We start from the raw sequence: 17,290 nt of genomic DNA, 5'->3' as shown, positions 1-17,290 counted from the left end.
CCGCGCGTCAAGGCGCCGGGCCTTTACCGAAACGGCCCCTGACAAGAGCTGCGCGATACACCTCGATCATCCATCCCAGCATTATGGCATTCAGGATATGCCACATGAAATGCGTCCCCATTGGCCATTGCCCGCAAATAAGCAAATCCAGCGCCCGGAACGTGATCGACAGAATCAGGATCAAGGCCCCGATTGTCATCCCTTTGGCCAGGATCATGTCTTGGCCCCGCAGCAGGAACGCATAGATCAGGATCAACAAAGGGACCGGCGCGTAAACCGCCGACCCGCCAAGCCCCGGCACAAGCTGGAACAGGGGCGCAACGAGCGCCGCATAGGGAAGAAACAGAATCGTACCGCAGATCGCCATTCCGGACGACATGCGACAGATGTCGCGGTTCACCGCAAATATATAGACCAATATGAACAGCAGGATCGGCGCCACATCCGCCAAAGCAGCCCAAACCCGGGCATGGGTGTGAAACAGATAGCTTCCGACCCCGATCATGGCCAAAATCACGACCAGACCCTTGGCCAGCGGCATGTCCTGATCGCGCACGCGCCGCCACATGATCCATGCGGCAATCAGAAAAGCAGCGTTCGTGATCGCGTTGATCGGCTCGGCCCAATAATCCGGCGACACGCGTTCACAATAGCCATCAATTTCTCGAATCCAGTCCATGGAAATTTACATAGCCGATGCTAGGCTGGAGCCAAAACAAGACTTGAGAGGAATTCCGGAATGAACATTATCTGGCTGGGCCATGGCAGTTTTCGCATTGAAACGCAGGGGCAGGTTCTGTTGATCGACCCGTGGCTGACCGGCAACCCGGTCTTGCCCGAGGATCGACATGATGCCGTGCTGGAAGGGGCGACCCACATTCTTTTGACCCACACGCATTTTGACCACGTGGCCGATGTACTTCCCCTGGCAAAGCACCTGAAAATCCCCGTTGTCGGACAGTATGACCTGATGGGATACTGGAGCGAAGCGGAAGGCATTGAGACCATTGGTTTCAACAAAGGCGGCACCGTCGACCTGAACGGCGTCATGGTGACAATGGTACCGGCCTCTCACAGCTCGACTTTTTCAACACCGGACGGTCTGCGCACCGGCGGCAGTGAAGTCGGCTTCATGATCGCGGCCGAGGGGCGTATGCTCTACGTCTCGGGCGATACCGACATCATGGCCGACATGGAATGGATGGGGGATTACTACAAGCCCGATATCGGCATCCTTTCGGCCGGCGGGCATTTCACCATGGATATGAAAGCCGCCGCCTATGCCGCGAAACGGTACTTCGACTTCAAGACGGTCATCCCATGTCACTACAAGACGTTCCCCATTCTGGAACAATCCGCACAGGCATTGATCGACGGGTTGCCCGGGGTCGACGTGATCGAACCTGAAGTCATGAAAGCCATCACCGTCTGACGACAGAGCAGCGCGTCAGCCCGGCTTGTCCTGGCGGCGCGCTTCGAAGAAGGCCTTCAAAAGCGCGGCAGCCTCTTCGCCTGCAATCCCGTCATAGACTTCGGGCACGTGATGCGCCTGTGCATGCGAAAACACGCGCGCGCCATGCGCCACGCCCCCGGATTTGGGGTCTGCCGCACCGTAATAGATCCGCCGGATGCGCGCGGCCGCCAAGGCCGCGGCGCACATCGCGCAAGGCTCCAACGTGACGTAGAGATCATGATCCGGCAGCCGTTCAGAGCCCGCCTGCGCACAGGCTGCACGCAAGGCCATGATTTCCGCATGGGCCGTGGGGTCATTCAACTCGCGCGTCCGGTTTCCGGCCACGGCCACGACCGCTCCGTCCGGTCCGACGACAACGGCCCCCACGGGCACCTCGCCGCGGTCAGCGGCTGCGCGCGCCTCGGCCAGGGCCTGTTGCATATGCGATTTGAATACCATGCCCCCTGACTGCCGCAGAAACCCGCCTTTCGCAAGCGCCCGGGATGCGGTATGGCCCTGACATGAACAAGACCCCACCCCCCGGCGATCGGATCGCCAAAGTCCTGGCCCGCGCTGGCGTAGCGTCCCGGCGCGAGGCTGAACGCATGATAGAAGCGGGCCGAGTGGCAGTGAATGGCAAGACCATCGACAGCCCCGCCCTGAACGTGACCGCGAAAGACAAGATCGCAGTCGACGGCAGGCCGGTCTCGGAACCGGAACCGTCGCGTCTGTGGCTGTATCACAAACCCGCCGGGTTGGTGACGACGACCCGCGACGAAAAAGGACGAGAGACAATATTCGACAAGCTGCCCGACGACATGCCACGGGTAATGAGCGTCGGTCGGTTGGATCTGAATTCCGAAGGATTGCTGCTGTTGACCAACGATGGCGGCATCAAGCGCAAGCTGGAACTGCCCTCGACCGGCTGGTTGCGGAAGTACCGCGTGCGGGTGAACGGTCGCCCGAAGGACGAAGATTTCGAACCGCTGCGCAAGGGGCTGGTGATCGAGGGAGAACGGTTCCAGCCAATGACCGTCTCATTGGATCGCCAGCAGGGCGCAAATGCCTGGCTGACGATCGGTTTGCGCGAAGGCAAGAACCGCGAAATCCGCCGCGCGATGGAAGATATCGGTTTTACCGTGAATCGTCTGTTGCGGGTGTCCTACGGCCCCTTCCAGCTTGGGACGTTGAAACAGGGCGAGGTCGAAGAAGTCCGTCGCAGGGTGATGCGGGACCAGCTGGGTCTGGACGCCGAAGACAAGCCCGGCAACCCGCCCAAACGCCCGTCACGACCCAAAAGAAAACGACCTCAGATCGGCAAGAATCCCCGTAAGTGATGTGGGTTCGGCAACCTTCCCCCTAGCGCTAAGCCCGCGCATACCCTAAATTTTCAGTGAAAGCTGCTATTTGGGGGGCGTGATGTCCGGAAGCGGAGTGCAAAAACTGGCCTACGCTGTGCTGTTGGTGCTGTTGTTTGGCGTCTGCACTGGTTTGCTCGGAGGTCTATAAGCCATGGCAAAGCGGTTTGGCGGCAAATACAGCCCACAGGGAGATGAATCGGAAAACACCCCACTGCCCAAAGGTCAGTTTGACGGCGCACGGGTCGAGCCCGCTGGCGCACGTGCGAATATTCTGTTTCTACCCGCCATTCCTTTGGTGTTTCTGTCCCTGAACGACGGCGCGATTGGCATGACGCTGGGGCTGGTCGCCGCTGGTTTTCTGACGGCGGCCGCATTCTTGCTGCGAGAAGGTCTGAGAGCTGAGGCCGCGTACAATGCCCGCAAAACCGCCCGACGCCCTGCTTTTCCGCGCAAGATATTTGCCAGTGTTCTCACAGGCCTTGGCGCAGGCCTTGCGTCTTACAGATCCGAGTTTCTGGACGCTGAAGCAGCAGCGCAGGTCAGCCTGTTGGCCCCCGCGCTGTTTGGCGTGGCAGCGACCGCTCTGCATTCTGTCTCATTCGGGCTTGATCCGATGAAGAACAAGGGCATGGAGGGGGTCGACACCTTTCAGCAAGACCGAGTGGCGCGCGTGGTCGATGATGCCGAGAAACACTTGTCGGAAATGACGGATGCCATAAAACGCGCGGGCGATCGACGTGTCGAAGCCCGGGTCGAGCGATTTCAGGACACCGCACGTGACCTGTTCCGCACGGTCGAGGAAGACCCCCGCGATCTGGCCGGCGCAAGAAAATATCTGACTGTGTATCTACAGGGCGCGCGTGATGCGACTGTCAAATTTGCTGATGTCTATGCGCGCACCCGCGACGCGCAGGCACTGGCCGACTATTCCGCCCTTCTGGACGATCTGGAACAGAATTTTGCCGCGCGTACGCGGAAAATGCTATTGGATGACCGCAGTGATCTGACGGTCGAAATCGACGTGTTGCGTGAAAGATTGCAGCGCGAAGGCGTCCGGCTGGACTGACCGGCCATATTTGAGCGAGGAACATACCCATGTCCGATGAGATCAAGAACAAGGCAGTTCAGGCCGAGACTCTGGTACAGGAAGTCACCGCAGTTTCCCTACCCGAACCGCAAGCCGAAGTCGTGTCGTTGGAGGAAGCCGACGAACCCGTCAGCGCCGAAATTCGCAAGCGGATGAATGAAATCGACATGGACAACACCAATTCGATTGTCGCGTTTGGCTCGTCCGCTCAGGCCGAGCTGCAGGAAATCAGCCAGGCCATGCTTGCGGATGTGCGCAACAAGGATGTCGGCCCGGCCGGAGACAGCCTGCGTAATATCGTGACCACAATCCGCGGTTTCTCGGTCAGTGAACTTGACGTGCGGCGCGAGCGCAGCTGGTGGGAGAAACTGTTGGGCAGGGCTGCACCGTTTGCAAAATTCACAGCGCAATACGAAGAGGTTCAGGGCCAGATCGATCGCATTACCGACGATCTTCTGGGGCATGAGCATACGCTGCTCAAGGATATCAAATCTCTGGATCTGCTTTATGAGAAGACCTTGGGCTTTTATGACGAACTGGCGCTGTACATCGCTGCGGGCGAAGAGAAGCTGACCGAGCTGGACAGCCACGACATCCCTGAAAAGGAAGCCGAAGTTCAGGCCGCTCCAGAAGACCAGCAAGTGATGAAGGCACAGGAACTGCGTGACATCCGTGCGGCGCGTGACGACCTAGAACGCCGGGTTCATGACCTGAAACTGACACGACAGGTCACGATGCAGTCGCTGCCGTCGATCCGCTTGGTTCAGGAAAACGACAAATCGCTGGTCACCAAGATCAACTCGACACTGGTGAACACGGTCCCGCTGTGGGAAACGCAGCTGGCCCAAGCGGTTACGATACAACGCAGCGCCGAAGCCGCCGCCGCGGTGCGGGATGCCAACGACCTGACGAACGAGCTTTTGACTTCGAATGCGGCCAACCTTCGCGAATCGAACAAGATGATCCGCCAAGAGATGGAGCGCGGCGTGTTCGACATCGAAGCGGTCAAGCAGGCCAATGCCGACCTGATTGGCACCATCAACGAAAGCCTTGCCATTGCCGACGAGGGCAAGGCCAAACGCGCCGCAGCCGAAGCCGAGTTGCAGAAGATGGAAAAGGAACTGCGCGACACTTTGGCGGCCGCCAAGGCGCGCCGCGACGGAACCGGCGACACTGCCGGTACGGCGGTTCCCGGCTAAGGGCGGGATCGGCGTGCGGGCCTTCGGTTACTTGAAAGGGACCTTAGGGGTGGTATCGCTTTTGGCTCTGGCCAATTGCGACGAGACGCTGACGTCATCTGTTGTTCCGCAACCTCGCCCGACACCCGCACCCGTGGCAGCCAATGCCTATGTGCCACCGTCGGCCGCAAGTCAGGATCTGGCGCGTTTTTATCAGCGGGTTGAACGGGACTTGCTGGTGCGGGGGCTTTTGCGCACCGATGGGGGTGGCCCGGACACCCCCTATGATGCCGACGATCTGGCGCGAAATTTCGAAGCGATTGCGTTCTACAGCGAGTATCCGACGCAGAGCGTCTCGGTTGGCTCGCGTCAGACGGACGGGCAACTCAGCCGATGGTCCGGCTCTGTCCGCATACAGACCGAGTTCGGGCCCTCCGTGCTTCCCTCTGCACGGCAGAAAGATGCAGATCAGGTGCGGTCCTTTGCAACCCGACTGGCCAGATTGACCGATCATCCGGTTTCCGTTGTCTCCCGCAACGCCAATTTCCATGTCTTTTTTGCAGGCAAGGATGACAGCGCCTATGTCGTATCCCGCCTCAAACAGCTGATCCCGAATATCAGTCAGGACTCGCTGAATCTGGTGGCCAATCCACGTGCAAATTTCGACTGTCTGGTGTTTGCATCGGCAACGACCTCATCACCGCACAGATACGTACGTGCCGTGTCCCTCATTCGGGCGGAATTGACGGATTTGGGTCGCCAAAGCTGCATTCACGAAGAAATTGCTCAGGGTCTTGGTTTGTCCAATGACAGCCCGGCAGCGCGACCTTCGATTTTCAACGATGATGACGAATTTGCCTTACTGACCAGTCACGACGAAAAACTGCTGACGATGTTGTACGACCCACGCTTGCAGCCCGGCGTAGGCGTTGATGAAGCGCGACCCATTGTACGAATTATCGCACATGAATTGATGGGGCAGTCGCTCTGACCCCAAGGACAGGAGAACCCAAATGGGAATATTCGATTTTCTGACCGGAGAATTCATTGATGTCATTCATTGGGTGGACGACACCCGTGACACGATGGTCTGGCGGTTCGAGCGTGAAGGCCACGAGATCAAGTATGGCGCCAAGCTGACCGTGCGCGAGGGCCAGGCGGCCGTATTCGTGCACGAAGGCCAGCTGGCCGACGTTTTCACGCCGGGCCTCTATATGCTTGAAACCAACAACATGCCGATCATGACGACGCTGCAACATTGGGATCACGGGTTCCAGTCGCCGTTCAAGTCCGAGATCTATTTCGTCAACACGACCCGGTTCAACGATCTGAAATGGGGCACCAAGAACCCGATCATGCTGCGCGATCCCGAATTCGGCCCCACCCGGATCCGCGCCTATGGCACCTACACGATCCGGGTGAAGGACCCGGCCAAATTTCTGGTCGAGATCGTGGGCACCGACGGTGAATTCACGATGGACGAGATCAGCTTTCAAATCCGCAACATCATCGTGCAGGAATTCAGCCGGGTGATCGCGGGCTCGGGCATCCCGGTTCTGGACATGGCTGCAAACACCGCCGATCTGGGCAAGCTGATCGCGGCCGAGGTCTCGCCCGTGCTCGGCGGTTATGGGCTGGAAATGCCGGAATTCTACATCGAAAACATCTCACTGCCGCCGGCAGTTGAGGCGGCGCTGGACAAGCGCACCTCGATGGGGCTGGCGGGGGATCTGGGCAAGTTCACCCAGTATTCCGCGGCCGAGGCGATGACGGCGGCAGCCAGTTCCCCGAGCGGAGGCGGCGGCATGGGCGCTGGCCTTGGTATGGGAATGGGCATGGCGATGGCGAACCAGATGTCAAACATGGCAGCGGGTCAGTCGTCAGGCCCGTGGGGGGCGCCCGCGCCCGCTGCCCCGCAACCGGCCGCACATGTGGCCCCGCCACCTCCGCCGCCGGTCGAGCATGTCTGGCATATCGCGGTGGACGGTCAGACCAGCGGCCCGTTCTCGAAGGCCAAGATGGGCCGCATGGCCAGCGAGGGAGAAATTACGCGGGACACTTTCGTGTGGACGCCCGGTCAGGACGGCTGGAAGAAGGCGGGTGAGGTGCAGGAACTGGCGCAGCTGTTCACGATCCTGCCGCCTCCGCCGCCCGGGGCGTGAGGCATCGGCATGACCGCATCGCGGAAACGCTCGAAGACAGGCGGGCGCAAAGCGCCACAGCCGCAATTCATCTGCCCTTGCTGCGGTTATGTCGCCCTGGCCGAGCGCGGGGCCTATCTGATCTGCGCGATCTGCTTTTGGGAGGACGAGGACATTCTGTACGACAAGAACCCCCGCGAGCCCTCTGCCGCCAACCACGGCCTGACACTGGCCGAGGCGCGCGAGAATTTCAGGGCAATCGGGGCCTGCGAGGCCGCGATGCTGCCGCATGTCCTGCCCGAGGAGCAGCGCGCAGCCTATCTTCACTTTCCCGTCGACAAGTGACCACCTATGACCCAGCCTCCTGCCCCGCCATCCGGTTCTGCGGAACATCGTTTTCCATGTGACAATTGCGGCGCGGATTATCGATTCGACCCGCTATCCGGCACCCTGACCTGTGACCATTGCGGCCATTCCGAACCGATCGGTGCCGGCTCCTGGGGCGGCGCCAGCCTGCGCGAGCTGGATTTCGACGCTGCCATCGCCGACCGCCTGCCCGACAGCGAAATCGAGGAGACGCGGGTTCTGTCCTGCCCGAACTGTGCAGCGCAGGTTGAATTCGATCCCAACACCCATGCTGCGGAATGCCCGTTCTGCGCCACCCCGGTCGTTACGGACACCGGGATAAACCGGCATATCAAACCGAAGGGCGTTCTGCCCTTTGCGCTGGACGAACGCGCCGCCCACAAGGCCATGAGCGACTGGCTGGGAAGGTTGTGGTTCGCGCCGAACGGGCTCAAGGATTATGCCCGCAAGGGCCGCAGGATGCAGGGCATCTATGTGCCCTACTGGACCTTCGACGCCGATACGAAGTCGGCCTATCGCGGAGAGCGCGGCATAGTCTACTATGAAACCCGCACCGTCATGCGGGATGGCAAACGGGTACAACAACAGGTGCCCAAGGTCCGCTGGACGCCCAAGTCCGGCCGGGTGGCGCGGTTTTTTGACGACGTGTTGGTGTTGGCCTCAAAGTCCCTGCCCAAGGCTTACACGGATGCTCTGGAGCCTTGGGATCTCCCAGCTCTGGAACCCTACCAGCCAGAGTACCTCGCCGGTTTTCGGGCCGAGGCCTATACGGTCGAGCTGAAAGATGGATATGCCGAAGCACGCGCATATATGGCCCGCGTGATCGAGCGGGACGTGCGGTTTGATATTGGGGGCGACAGGCAACGCATCCATGCAGTGGACACCGATGTGCGCGATGTCACGTTCAAGCATATCCTGCTGCCGGTCTGGTTGGCGGCGTACAAGTATCGCGGTCAGACGTATCGTTTCGTGGTGAACGGCCGGACCGGCCGGGTTCAGGGAGAACGCCCCTGGTCGGCAATCAAGATCACGATCGCCGTTGTGCTTGGCCTGCTGGTTGCCGCGGGCATCGGATACCTGATGGCGACCGGGCAGCAATGACCTTCGGGGGTTCCTCCGCCGAAAACTCTGCGGCGGAACCCCTTGAACATCCCCGGCTTCTCACCCATCCTGCCGCCGGCTGCCCCGGAGGAGAAGATGACGTGACCCTGGCCGACCTGAACACGCTTCTGACCGCGCGCCATTCCTGCCGCGCCTTTCGGCCCGACCCGGTGCCACGTGGTGACATCGAACAGATCGTGGCCAGCGCGTCGCGGGTGCCAAGCTGGTGCAATGCGCAACCTTGGCAATTGGTCGTCACCAGCAAAGACGAAACCGACAGGTTCCGCGACGCGATGTCAAACGAAGCCAGGAACGGCACGCCGGCCCCCGATCTTCCTTTTCCCGTTTCCTACTCCGGCGTGTATCAAGACCGGCGCCGGACGTGTGGCTGGGCGCTTTACAGCGCGGTTGGCATAGAACGGGGGGACCGCGAAGGATTGGCGCAGCAAATGATGCAGAACTTTGCCCTCTTTGGCGCACCACATTGTGCCATCATCTCAAGCCCGGCAGAGCTGGGACCTTATGGTGCAATGGATTGCGGCGGCTTTGTCACGGCTTTTGCGCTCGCCGCTCAGGCTTTGGGCGTGGCAACCATCCCGCAAGCGGCATTGGCGGCGTACAGCCCTTTTTTGCATCAGTATTTTCAGATCCCCGATGACCGGTTGATCCTGTGCGCAATTTCCTTTGGCTATTCGGATATGGATCATCCTGCAAACAGCTTCCGTACGAAACGCGCGGCATTGGGTGACTTTGTGGACTGGCGCGGCTAAACCATCGCTCAGGCAGGCTCAACGTTTCGGGGGAGGAACCAAGTGCGCGCATTGCTGCAAAGGGTGACACAGGCCAAAGTGTCGGTCGAAGGCACCGTCATCGGCAAAACTGGTCCCGGGCTCATGATTCTTGTCTGCGCCATGCAGGGCGACAGCAAGGCACAGGCAGAAAAACTGGCCGAAAAAACCGCGAAACTGCGGATTTTCAAGGATGACGCCGGCAAGATGAACCGCTCGCTTCTGGATGTTGAAGGCTCTGCTTTGGTGGTCAGCCAGTTCACACTGGCGGCGGACACCTCCAGCGGCAATCGCCCCGGATTTTCAAACGCAGCCCCGCCCGAGTTGGGAGAGCAATTGTACAAGGTCTTCGCAGAGCACCTTGCCGCGCAGGGTATCGCGGTGGAAACCGGGCAGTTCGGCGCGGACATGGCGGTTGAGCTTGTAAATGACGGGCCGGTCACGATCTGGGTGGAGAATTGATGGATATTGAAAAGCAAGCTGTCAGGTTGTGGCAGGCCGGTGTTGATGCCGTCGGCGGGTATAAGGCCACCCTTGCCGCCTTGCCTGATGTCCCGAAACCAGACCGTATTCTGGCCGTGGGCAAACCCGCCGCAGCCATGGCGAGGGCTGCGCTGGAGCATTTCGGCGCCATCCCCACGCTTGTGGTCACCAAAGACGGGCATGGCCACGACCTGCCGGCCGGGGTCGAGGTGATCGAAGCGTCACACCCCGTTCCGGACGACCGCAGCCTGGCGGGCGGACGGGCACTGCGCCTGGCCATGGAACAGATGGGGCCCGGATCACATGTTCTGCTGCTGGTCTCGGGTGGCGCGTCATCCCTGGCCGAGGACCTGCTTCCGGGAACATCGCTGGCGGATCTCGAGGCGTTGAACCGCGAACTGCTGTCCAAAGGGCTGGATATCCGCGCAATGAATGCCGAGCGGCGCAAGCTGTCACGTATCAAGGGCGGCGGCCTGCTATCCCATTTCGCCGGAGACCGCGCCACGGTTCTGGCGATTTCGGATGTGCCCGGAGACGATCTGAACGTCATCGGTTCCGGGATCGGAGCATTGCCCGACAAGCATTCCTTTGCCGCCAGCAACCGGATCGTCGCTTCGAACGCGCATGCCCGCAATGCCGCCGCCAAAGCAGCGGAAACAATGGGGCTGAGGATTTGGACCAATGATGAGGCCCTGCACGACGACTATTTGCAGGTCGCGGCGCGTCTTGGGCCCATGCTGCGTGGAATGGAAAAAGGCGTGATGATCTTTGGCGGAGAACCGACCGTGGTCTTGCCTGATCACCCGGGACGTGGCGGCAGAAATCAGGCCCTTGCGCTTGCATTGGCAAAAGAGATCGCGGGGCAGACGGATCTTGCGGTGATCGTGGGCGGCACCGACGGCACGGATGGCCCGACAAATGCGGCGGGTGGAATCATAACCGGAGCAACCTGGGGTGAGGGCGCCGAACGCGCCCTTCAAAACGCCGATAGCGGGTCTTTCCTGGAAAAAGTCCAAGGCCTGCTGACAACCGGGCCAACCGGCACCAATGTCATGGATCTGGTTGTCGCGATACGTGGATGAATTGACGCTTCTCATGCCGCTTTGGCCCGCAATCGACCAGAAACTACCCGAAAATGCAGAATGTACCTGAACACCCACTCAGCAATTGCCGCACACCGGACAACAAAGCGAAGGCTTCGGCCTTCGGCATTTAGGAGAAATAACCTTGCCCGGTTCGCGGAAATAAGCCAACGTTGACTCATGCGTCAACAAAAAGCCCCCCAAGGGGCTAGAACCACTCAATAGGGAGAACACTCAATGAATGAACAAATAACGCATATGGCCGGTCAGGTCACAGCCGGGAAGATGACTCGCCGCGAATTCATGGGGAAAGCCGCGGCCCTGGGTGTTTCGGCGGCGGTGGCCAGCACGATGTTCGCAGACGCAGCACGCGCGGCAGGCCCGAAAAAAGGCGGTGACCTGAAATTTGGCCTTCAGGGTGGCGAATCCACCAACTCGCTGGATCCCGCGACCTATGCCAGCTCGGTTCCGTTCCAGAACGGCAAACAGTTTGGCGACCAGCTTGTGGAAGTTGCACCCGATGGGTCCATCGAACCGCGTCTGGCGGAAAGTGTCGAAGGCAGCGCGGATGCCAAGGTTTGGACGTTCAAACTGCGTCAGGGTGTCGAATTCCACAACGGCAAAACCATGACCAGCGAGGACGTGCTGAAGACAATGCAGCGCCACTCGAACGAAGACTCCAAGTCTGGTGCCCTTGGTATCATGAAGGGCATCGAGTCGATGAAAGCCGATGGCGACAATTTCCAGGTCACTCTGTCCGAGCCAAACGCTGACCTTCCGTATCTGATGGCCGACTACCACCTGATCATTCAGCCCGATGGCGGCATGGACAATCCCGGAGCAGGTATCGGAACCGGACCATACAAGGTGGAAGTAGACGAACCCGGTGTGCGCCACTTGTTCACAAAATACGAGAACCACTGGAACTCTGATTTTGGTAACTTCGACAGTGTTGAAGTCGTGGTTATCAATGACGCAACAGCGCGTACCGCTGCATTGCAATCGGGTCAGGTCCACGCCATCAACCGTGTTGAACCAAAGGTCGCTGACCTGCTGGGGCGCGCACCCAATCTGACCGTGCACTCGACCGCTGGCCGCGGCCACTATGTCTTTATCATGCACTGCGATACCGCACCGTTCGACAACAACGAACTGCGCACGGCCCTGAAGTATGCCATCAACCGTGCGGATCTGGTGGACAAAGTACTCCGCGGCTATGGCTCGATCGGTAACGACATGCCGATTAACGCAGCCTATCCACTGTTTGACGAGACAATCGAACAGCGCGAGTTCAGCGTGGAAAAAGCCGCCGAGCACTACAAGAAGTCCGGTCATGACGGCTCGCCGATTGTTCTTCGTGTTGCAGACGGTGCCTTCCCGGGTGCCGTGGATGCCGCAGCCCTTTTCCAACAGACGGCGGCCCAGGCTGGAATTCCGCTGGAAATCAAGCGCGAGCCGAATGACGGCTACTGGTCCGAGGTTTGGAACGTACAGCCCTTCTGTGCCTCTTACTGGGGCGGTCGTCCGGTGCAGGACCAGATGTATTCGACCGCGTATCTGTCGACGGCTGACTGGAACGATACACGTTTCAAAGTTCAGGCATTTGACGACCTGCTGTTCGCGGCTCGTGCAGAACTGGATGTCGAGAAACGCAAGGGCATCTATAGCCAGATGGGCCGCATGGTCCGTGATGAAGGCGGTCTGATTTGCCCGATGTTCAACGATTTTGTCGAAGGTGTCAGCAACCAACTGGATGGTTGGGAAAGCGACCCGACACAGGAAATGATGAACGGCAACATGTCCCGCAAAATGTGGTTCGTCTGATACAGGCATCGGATAATGCATCCTATCATAAAACTGGTTTCCCAGCGCCTCGCGCTGGGAATTCTATTGCTGTTCGGCGCTTCGGCCTTGATTTTTGGCCTGACCGAAGCTCTTCCCGGAGACGCCGCGCAAGCCGTCCTGGGGCAGTCCGCAACCCCCGAGGCCTTGGCCAACCTTCGCGAAGAAATGGGCCTGAACCGCCCGGCCCTGACCCGTTATTTTGAATGGCTGGGCGGCATCGTTCAGGGCGACCTTGGCCAATCGCTGACCAACAAGCTTGATATTGCCGAGAGCATCGGAAAACGCCTCGGGAACACGTTGTTCTTGGCTTGTGTTGCGGCAATCGTATCCGTCCCGCTTGCGATTTTCCTGGGGCTACTGGCCGTCCGGTACCGCAATCGCTGGCCCGACAAACTGATTTCCGCCGTCACGCTGACAACGGTTTCTATCCCCGAGTTCCTGATCGGCTACGTCGTGATCTACTACATCTCGGTCAAACTGGGATGGTTTTCCTCGCTGGCGATGATCAACGACTCGATGTCGTTCTGGCAAAAGCTGAACGCGATTGCGCTGCCTGCCTTCGTTCTGACACTGGTGGTCCTGGCGCAGATGATGCGGATGACCCGCGCTGCAATTCTGAACCTCATGCAATCAGCTTACATCGAAACCGCCGAACTCAAGGGCCTGAGCACGTTTCAGGTCATCGCGCGGCATGCCTTTCCCAACGCAATTTCGCCCATCGTGAACGTTGTCATGCTGAACCTCGCCTACCTCGTTGTCGGCGTCGTCGTGGTCGAAGTCGTGTTCGTCTATCCCGGCATGGGGCAGTACCTTGTGGACGCCGTGACCAAGCGTGACGTGCCGGTTGTTCTGGCCTGCGGCGTGGTGTTCGCGGCTGTTTACATCGGCCTGAACATGGTCGCGGATATCGTCTCGATCCTCGCCAACCCAAGACTGAGGCATCCGAAATGAAAAACATCCCTATTTCGGCTCTGATTGGCCTCATATTCACCGGCGCCTATTTCTTCGTGGCCATTGCTGCCCCGTTGATCGCGCCTTACGGGATGGCGGAAGTGGTCGGCGATGTATGGGAACCGGCCAGCGCCGAGCACCTGCTGGGCACCGACAATATCGGCCGCGACCTGCTGACCCGCATGATCTATGGCGGTCGCACGACGATCTTCATTGCCGCCGCAGCGACATTGCTCAGCTTCTTGACCGGTACATCGCTTGGTCTTCTGGCCGCCGTTCTGGGCGGTTGGGCGGATCAGGCCCTCAGCCGGACGGTCGATCTGATCATGTCCATCCCTACGCTGATCCTTGCGCTGGTCATTCTGGCCATCGTTCCGGTCACCGTTCCGATCCTGATCCTTGTCATGGGGCTTTTGGATGCGACACGCCCTTATCGCCTTTCGCGCTCCGTCGCCGTGGATATCAACGTGATGGACTATGTCGAAGCCGCCAAATTGCGTGGTGAGGGGCGGACATGGATCATCTTCCGGGAAATCCTGCCGAACGCATTGTCACCGCTGGTGGCGGAGTTCGGCCTGCGGTTCATTTTCATGGTGCTGTTCATCTCGACCCTGTCCTTCCTGGGTCTCGGCGTTCAACCGCCGCTGGCCGACTGGGGTGGCATCGTGAAGGAAAACAAGGACGGCATCGTGTATGGCATTGGCGCGGCCCTGTACCCCGCGGTGGCCATCGCGACGCTCGCAATCTCGGTCAACCTTGTGGCTGACTGGATCCTCAACCGTACTACATCGTTGAAAGGAGGTCGGGGATGAGTGATACCCTTCTCAAGGTCCGTGACCTCAAGATCGGTGCGACCGTTTACCCACCGGGTGAGAAACCCCACGACATCGAAATCGTGCACGGGGTCAGCTTTGACCTCGAGCGCGGCAAGGTATTGGGTCTGATCGGTGAATCCGGCGCTGGGAAATCCACCATCGGTCTTGCCTCGATGGCCTATGGCCGGGGTGGCGTTGAAATCACCGGCGGCGAAGTCTGGGTCAACGGGCGCGACATCCTGAAATCATCGCATGGCGATATTCGGAATCTGCGCGGGGGCGAGGTTGCCTATGTCTCGCAATCTGCCGCCGCGTCGTTCAACCCGGCCAAGAAGATCATGGATCAGGTTGTCGAAGCGGCTGTCGAGCACAAGAAGTTTTCGCGCAAAGAGGCCGAGGCCCGCGCGCGTGAGCTGTTCGCAAAGCTGGGTTTGCCTGACCCTGACAACATCGGCAACCGTTACCCGCACCAGGTTTCTGGCGGTCAGTTGCAGCGTTGCATGACCGCATTGGCACTGTGTCCTGAGCCCGATCTGGTGGTGTTCGACGAACCGACCACGGCGCTGGATGTGACCACCCAGATCGATGTTCTTATGGCGATCAAGGATGCCATACGCGATACCGGCGTTGCCGCTTTGTACATCACGCATGACCTGGCGGTTGTTGCGCAGGTCAGCGACGATATCATGGTTTTGCGGATGGGTGACACAGTCGAATACGGCAGCACCGATCAGATCATCAACAACCCGCAGGAAGAATATACTCAGGCTTTGGTCTCGGTGCGTTCGATTGAGCACGAAGAAAAGCAGCCCACACCGGAACCGCTGCTTACCGTTGACGGGATCACCGCGCGCTACAAGGGGCTGAACTTCGACGTGCTGCATAACGTCAATGTCGAGCTTCATCCGGGGCAGACGCTGGCGGTCGTGGGCGAATCCGGTTCGGGCAAATCCACGCTGGCCCGGGTGATCACCGGCCTGTTGCCGCCGCGCGATGGCGAGATCCGTTTTGCCGGTCGCACGCTGTCGCCGGACCTTGCGGGGCGTTCTCGCGAGGATCTGCGCGAGTTGCAGATGATCTATCAGATGGCGGACGTGGCAATGAACCCACGCCAGACCGTCGGCACCATCATCGGCCGCCCGTTGGAGTTCTATTTCAACATGCGTGGCGCTGAAAAGCGCAAGCGGATCATCGAGCTGTTGGATGAGATTGAGTTGGGCGAAAAGTTCATCGACCGCTATCCTGCGGAACTGTCCGGAGGTCAGAAACAGCGTGTCTGTATCGCCCGGTCACTGGCAGCCAAGCCCAAGATGATCATCTGTGACGAGGTCACTTCGGCTCTGGATCCGCTGGTGGCAGACGGGATCCTCAAACTGCTGCTGGACCTGCAAAAGATCGAAGATGTGGCCTATCTGTTTATCACCCATGATCTGGCAACGGTCCGCGCGATCAGCGACAGCATCGCGGTGATGTATCAGGGTCGCGTGGCCCGTTATGGCTCGAAGAGCCAGGTGCTGAGCCCGCCCTTCGACGATTATACCGACCTGCTGCTCAGTTCGGTGCCTGAAATGCATCTGGGCTGGCTGGAAGAGGTTGTCGCCCATCGCAAGATGGAAAGCGCCGGCAACTGATCCGGTTCGTGACATTTCGATGAAGGTTTGAAATCCCGGCACCTTGTGTGAAGACAGGTGTCGGGATTTTGCTATTGGGGGCGCAAAGTGGCAGCCCGAAGACGTCGAATCTCTTAGGGTCGCCGGAACGCAATGTCTCTCAAAGGGCTTCGACATGGACCGCAAGCTACTTCTCATCATTCTGGACGGTGTCCCCTATTGCAACTTTCGTCGCCTGTTCGGCAATCTCGAAGGCTGGGTCGACAGCGGAGAAGCACGGCTTTGGAAACTGCGCGCGGTGCTGCCTTCGACATCGGCCAGTTGCTATGCGTCGATCCACACGGGCGTGACGCCGCAAGAGCATGGCTGTACCGGAAATGGAAATGTCTTCCGGCTGAGCCACAAGGACGTATTCAGCCAGGTGCGTGAAGCCGGTGGGGTGACCGGGGCGGTGACACACAGTTATTGGTCGCAGTTCTTCAACCGTCATCCCTTCGATTACGTCCGCGACATCGAATATGACGAACCCGAAAGCGCGACGATCAACCATGGCCGTTTTCACAGCATGACGGGCTATGGCAAAGCCAATCAGATGACGCCATCCGATGTCGACCTGTATGCCACTCTGACCAATCTGTGCCTTCGTTTCGGGCTGGACTATGGCATTCTGCACACCTGCACGCTGGACAGTATGGGCCACCGTTTCTTCCACGATTGTGAAGAAATGGATCACGCTTGCTTTGTCGCCGACGAGATGCTGGCCCCTTTCATCCCCCGCTGGCGCCAGTTGGGATATGAAGTGATCGTCACCGCGGATCACGGCCAGGACGAGCGTGGGCACCACGGCGGGCGCGGCCCGCTGCAACAGGAAACGGCGCTGTATTATTTCGGCGACGCCGAAGGGCCGGACTCCGAAACCGTCATAAGCCAGTTGCAATTGGCCCCGACCATCCTGAGCCGAATGGGCGCCCCCATTGCTGAGACAATGAAGGCCGAACCGTTTCTGCGGTAACACGCAAGCAGCTTCGG

Annotated in this window: 18 protein-coding genes; 16 read left to right on the top strand and 2 right to left on the bottom strand. The window is 59.4% G+C overall.

Annotation, left to right across the window (positions count from 1 at the left end):
• Positions 1–7 precede the first annotated feature (7 nt).
• On the bottom strand, positions 8–679 hold the full coding sequence (locus GOW31_RS00270; RefSeq protein WP_171167085.1) for a ceramidase domain-containing protein: 672 nt from the start codon (positions 677–679) through the stop codon (positions 8–10).
• 60 nt (positions 680–739) lie between these two features.
• Here GOW31_RS00270 and GOW31_RS00265 point away from each other — a divergent pair, with 60 nt between their 5' ends.
• Positions 740–1,432, top strand: coding sequence for a metal-dependent hydrolase (locus GOW31_RS00265; protein WP_152458771.1), 693 nt, complete (start codon positions 740–742; stop codon positions 1,430–1,432).
• 15 nt (positions 1,433–1,447) lie between these two features.
• Here the strand turns inward: GOW31_RS00265 and GOW31_RS00260 are convergent, their stop codons facing one another.
• On the bottom strand, positions 1,448–1,912 hold the full coding sequence (locus tag GOW31_RS00260; protein ID WP_171167083.1) for a nucleoside deaminase: 465 nt from the start codon (positions 1,910–1,912) through the stop codon (positions 1,448–1,450).
• A gap of 62 nt (positions 1,913–1,974) precedes the next feature.
• Between GOW31_RS00260 and GOW31_RS00255 the strand changes: the two genes are divergently transcribed.
• The 15 genes from GOW31_RS00255 to GOW31_RS00185 all read left to right on the top strand — a co-directional run bounded on the left by GOW31_RS00255 (position 1,975) and on the right by GOW31_RS00185 (position 17,273).
• Entirely contained in the window at positions 1,975–2,790 is an 816-nt protein-coding gene (locus tag GOW31_RS00255; protein WP_171167082.1) for a pseudouridine synthase, read from the top strand.
• Positions 2,791–2,965: 175 nt separating this feature from the next.
• Positions 2,966–3,880: a 5-bromo-4-chloroindolyl phosphate hydrolysis family protein gene (locus GOW31_RS00250; RefSeq protein WP_171167080.1), complete on the top strand. Its 915-nt coding sequence runs from the start codon at positions 2,966–2,968 to the stop codon at positions 3,878–3,880.
• A 29-nt stretch (positions 3,881–3,909) separates the two neighbouring features.
• Entirely contained in the window at positions 3,910–5,100 is a 1,191-nt protein-coding gene (locus tag GOW31_RS00245) for a toxic anion resistance protein (RefSeq protein ID WP_171167078.1), read from the top strand.
• 49 nt (positions 5,101–5,149) lie between these two features.
• The gene (locus tag GOW31_RS00240) at positions 5,150–6,070 is read left to right on the top strand and encodes a DUF2927 domain-containing protein (RefSeq protein ID WP_171167076.1); all 921 of its coding nucleotides are present in this window, start codon (positions 5,150–5,152) and stop codon (positions 6,068–6,070) included.
• 22 nt (positions 6,071–6,092) lie between these two features.
• Positions 6,093–7,241 (top strand): SPFH domain-containing protein, encoded by a 1,149-nt coding sequence (locus GOW31_RS00235; RefSeq protein ID WP_171167074.1) that lies wholly within the window; start codon positions 6,093–6,095, stop codon positions 7,239–7,241.
• Between the two features lie 9 nt (positions 7,242–7,250).
• The gene (locus GOW31_RS00230; RefSeq protein WP_171167072.1) at positions 7,251–7,565 is read left to right on the top strand and encodes a CPCC family cysteine-rich protein; all 315 of its coding nucleotides are present in this window, start codon (positions 7,251–7,253) and stop codon (positions 7,563–7,565) included.
• 6 nt (positions 7,566–7,571) lie between these two features.
• A complete protein-coding gene (locus GOW31_RS00225) occupies positions 7,572–8,687 on the top strand; it encodes a TFIIB-type zinc finger domain-containing protein (protein ID WP_171167070.1) in 1,116 nt (371 codons plus the stop codon).
• 101 nt (positions 8,688–8,788) lie between these two features.
• Positions 8,789–9,457, top strand: a complete 669-nt coding sequence (locus tag GOW31_RS00220; protein ID WP_371809804.1) for a nitroreductase — start codon at positions 8,789–8,791, stop codon at positions 9,455–9,457.
• A 42-nt stretch (positions 9,458–9,499) separates the two neighbouring features.
• Positions 9,500–9,937: a D-aminoacyl-tRNA deacylase gene (gene dtd, locus GOW31_RS00215; RefSeq protein WP_171114725.1), complete on the top strand. Its 438-nt coding sequence runs from the start codon at positions 9,500–9,502 to the stop codon at positions 9,935–9,937.
• Complete coding sequence (locus GOW31_RS00210; protein WP_171167066.1) at positions 9,937–11,040, top strand: glycerate kinase; 1,104 nt, start codon at positions 9,937–9,939, stop codon at positions 11,038–11,040. The genes dtd and GOW31_RS00210 overlap by 1 nt, the downstream gene beginning before the upstream one ends.
• A 237-nt stretch (positions 11,041–11,277) precedes the next feature.
• On the top strand, positions 11,278–12,864 hold the full coding sequence (locus GOW31_RS00205) for an ABC transporter substrate-binding protein (RefSeq protein ID WP_171167064.1): 1,587 nt from the start codon (positions 11,278–11,280) through the stop codon (positions 12,862–12,864).
• Between the two features lie 15 nt (positions 12,865–12,879).
• Positions 12,880–13,836 (top strand): ABC transporter permease, encoded by a 957-nt coding sequence (locus GOW31_RS00200; RefSeq protein ID WP_171167062.1) that lies wholly within the window; start codon positions 12,880–12,882, stop codon positions 13,834–13,836.
• Positions 13,833–14,648, top strand: coding sequence for an ABC transporter permease (locus GOW31_RS00195; protein ID WP_152458793.1), 816 nt, complete (start codon positions 13,833–13,835; stop codon positions 14,646–14,648). The genes GOW31_RS00200 and GOW31_RS00195 overlap by 4 nt, the downstream gene beginning before the upstream one ends.
• Positions 14,645–16,282 carry an ABC transporter ATP-binding protein gene (locus GOW31_RS00190; protein WP_152458795.1) on the top strand — a complete coding sequence of 546 codons (1,638 nt, stop codon included), beginning with the start codon at positions 14,645–14,647 and terminating at the stop codon, positions 16,280–16,282. Before GOW31_RS00195 ends, GOW31_RS00190 begins: the two co-directional genes overlap by 4 nt.
• Before the next feature lie 154 nt (positions 16,283–16,436).
• Positions 16,437–17,273, top strand: coding sequence for an alkaline phosphatase family protein (locus GOW31_RS00185; protein ID WP_152458796.1), 837 nt, complete (start codon positions 16,437–16,439; stop codon positions 17,271–17,273).
• The last annotated feature ends 17 nt before the right edge of the window (positions 17,274–17,290 follow it).

This window comes from Ruegeria sp. HKCCA0370 (assembly GCF_013033705.1).
In the GTDB taxonomy this organism is placed as follows: domain Bacteria; phylum Pseudomonadota; class Alphaproteobacteria; order Rhodobacterales; family Rhodobacteraceae; genus Ruegeria.
The sequence above is the reverse complement of the archived record's forward strand: the minus strand, read 5'-3'. Positions and strand labels throughout refer to the sequence as shown.

What these genes read in the sequence shown, in the direction of transcription:
- GOW31_RS00185 (WP_152458796.1), top strand. Translation starts at nt 16,437, where the DNA reads ATGGACCGCAAGCTACTTCTCATCATTCTGGACGGTGTCCCCTATTGC.
- GOW31_RS00200 (WP_171167062.1), top strand. Translation starts at nt 12,880, where the DNA reads ATGCATCCTATCATAAAACTGGTTTCCCAGCGCCTCGCGCTGGGAATT.
- GOW31_RS00260 (WP_171167083.1), bottom strand. Translation starts at nt 1,912, where the DNA reads ATGGTATTCAAATCGCATATGCAACAGGCCCTGGCCGAGGCGCGCGCA.
- GOW31_RS00235 (WP_171167074.1), top strand. Translation starts at nt 6,093, where the DNA reads ATGGGAATATTCGATTTTCTGACCGGAGAATTCATTGATGTCATTCAT.
- GOW31_RS00250 (WP_171167080.1), top strand. Translation starts at nt 2,966, where the DNA reads ATGGCAAAGCGGTTTGGCGGCAAATACAGCCCACAGGGAGATGAATCG.
- GOW31_RS00230 (WP_171167072.1), top strand. Translation starts at nt 7,251, where the DNA reads ATGACCGCATCGCGGAAACGCTCGAAGACAGGCGGGCGCAAAGCGCCA.
- GOW31_RS00190 (WP_152458795.1), top strand. Translation starts at nt 14,645, where the DNA reads ATGAGTGATACCCTTCTCAAGGTCCGTGACCTCAAGATCGGTGCGACC.
- GOW31_RS00265 (WP_152458771.1), top strand. Translation starts at nt 740, where the DNA reads ATGAACATTATCTGGCTGGGCCATGGCAGTTTTCGCATTGAAACGCAG.
- GOW31_RS00225 (WP_171167070.1), top strand. Translation starts at nt 7,572, where the DNA reads ATGACCCAGCCTCCTGCCCCGCCATCCGGTTCTGCGGAACATCGTTTT.
- GOW31_RS00245 (WP_171167078.1), top strand. Translation starts at nt 3,910, where the DNA reads ATGTCCGATGAGATCAAGAACAAGGCAGTTCAGGCCGAGACTCTGGTA.
- GOW31_RS00195 (WP_152458793.1), top strand. Translation starts at nt 13,833, where the DNA reads ATGAAAAACATCCCTATTTCGGCTCTGATTGGCCTCATATTCACCGGC.
- GOW31_RS00255 (WP_171167082.1), top strand. Translation starts at nt 1,975, where the DNA reads ATGAACAAGACCCCACCCCCCGGCGATCGGATCGCCAAAGTCCTGGCC.
- GOW31_RS00270 (WP_171167085.1), bottom strand. Translation starts at nt 679, where the DNA reads ATGGACTGGATTCGAGAAATTGATGGCTATTGTGAACGCGTGTCGCCG.
- GOW31_RS00210 (WP_171167066.1), top strand. Translation starts at nt 9,937, where the DNA reads ATGGATATTGAAAAGCAAGCTGTCAGGTTGTGGCAGGCCGGTGTTGAT.
- GOW31_RS00205 (WP_171167064.1), top strand. Translation starts at nt 11,278, where the DNA reads ATGAATGAACAAATAACGCATATGGCCGGTCAGGTCACAGCCGGGAAG.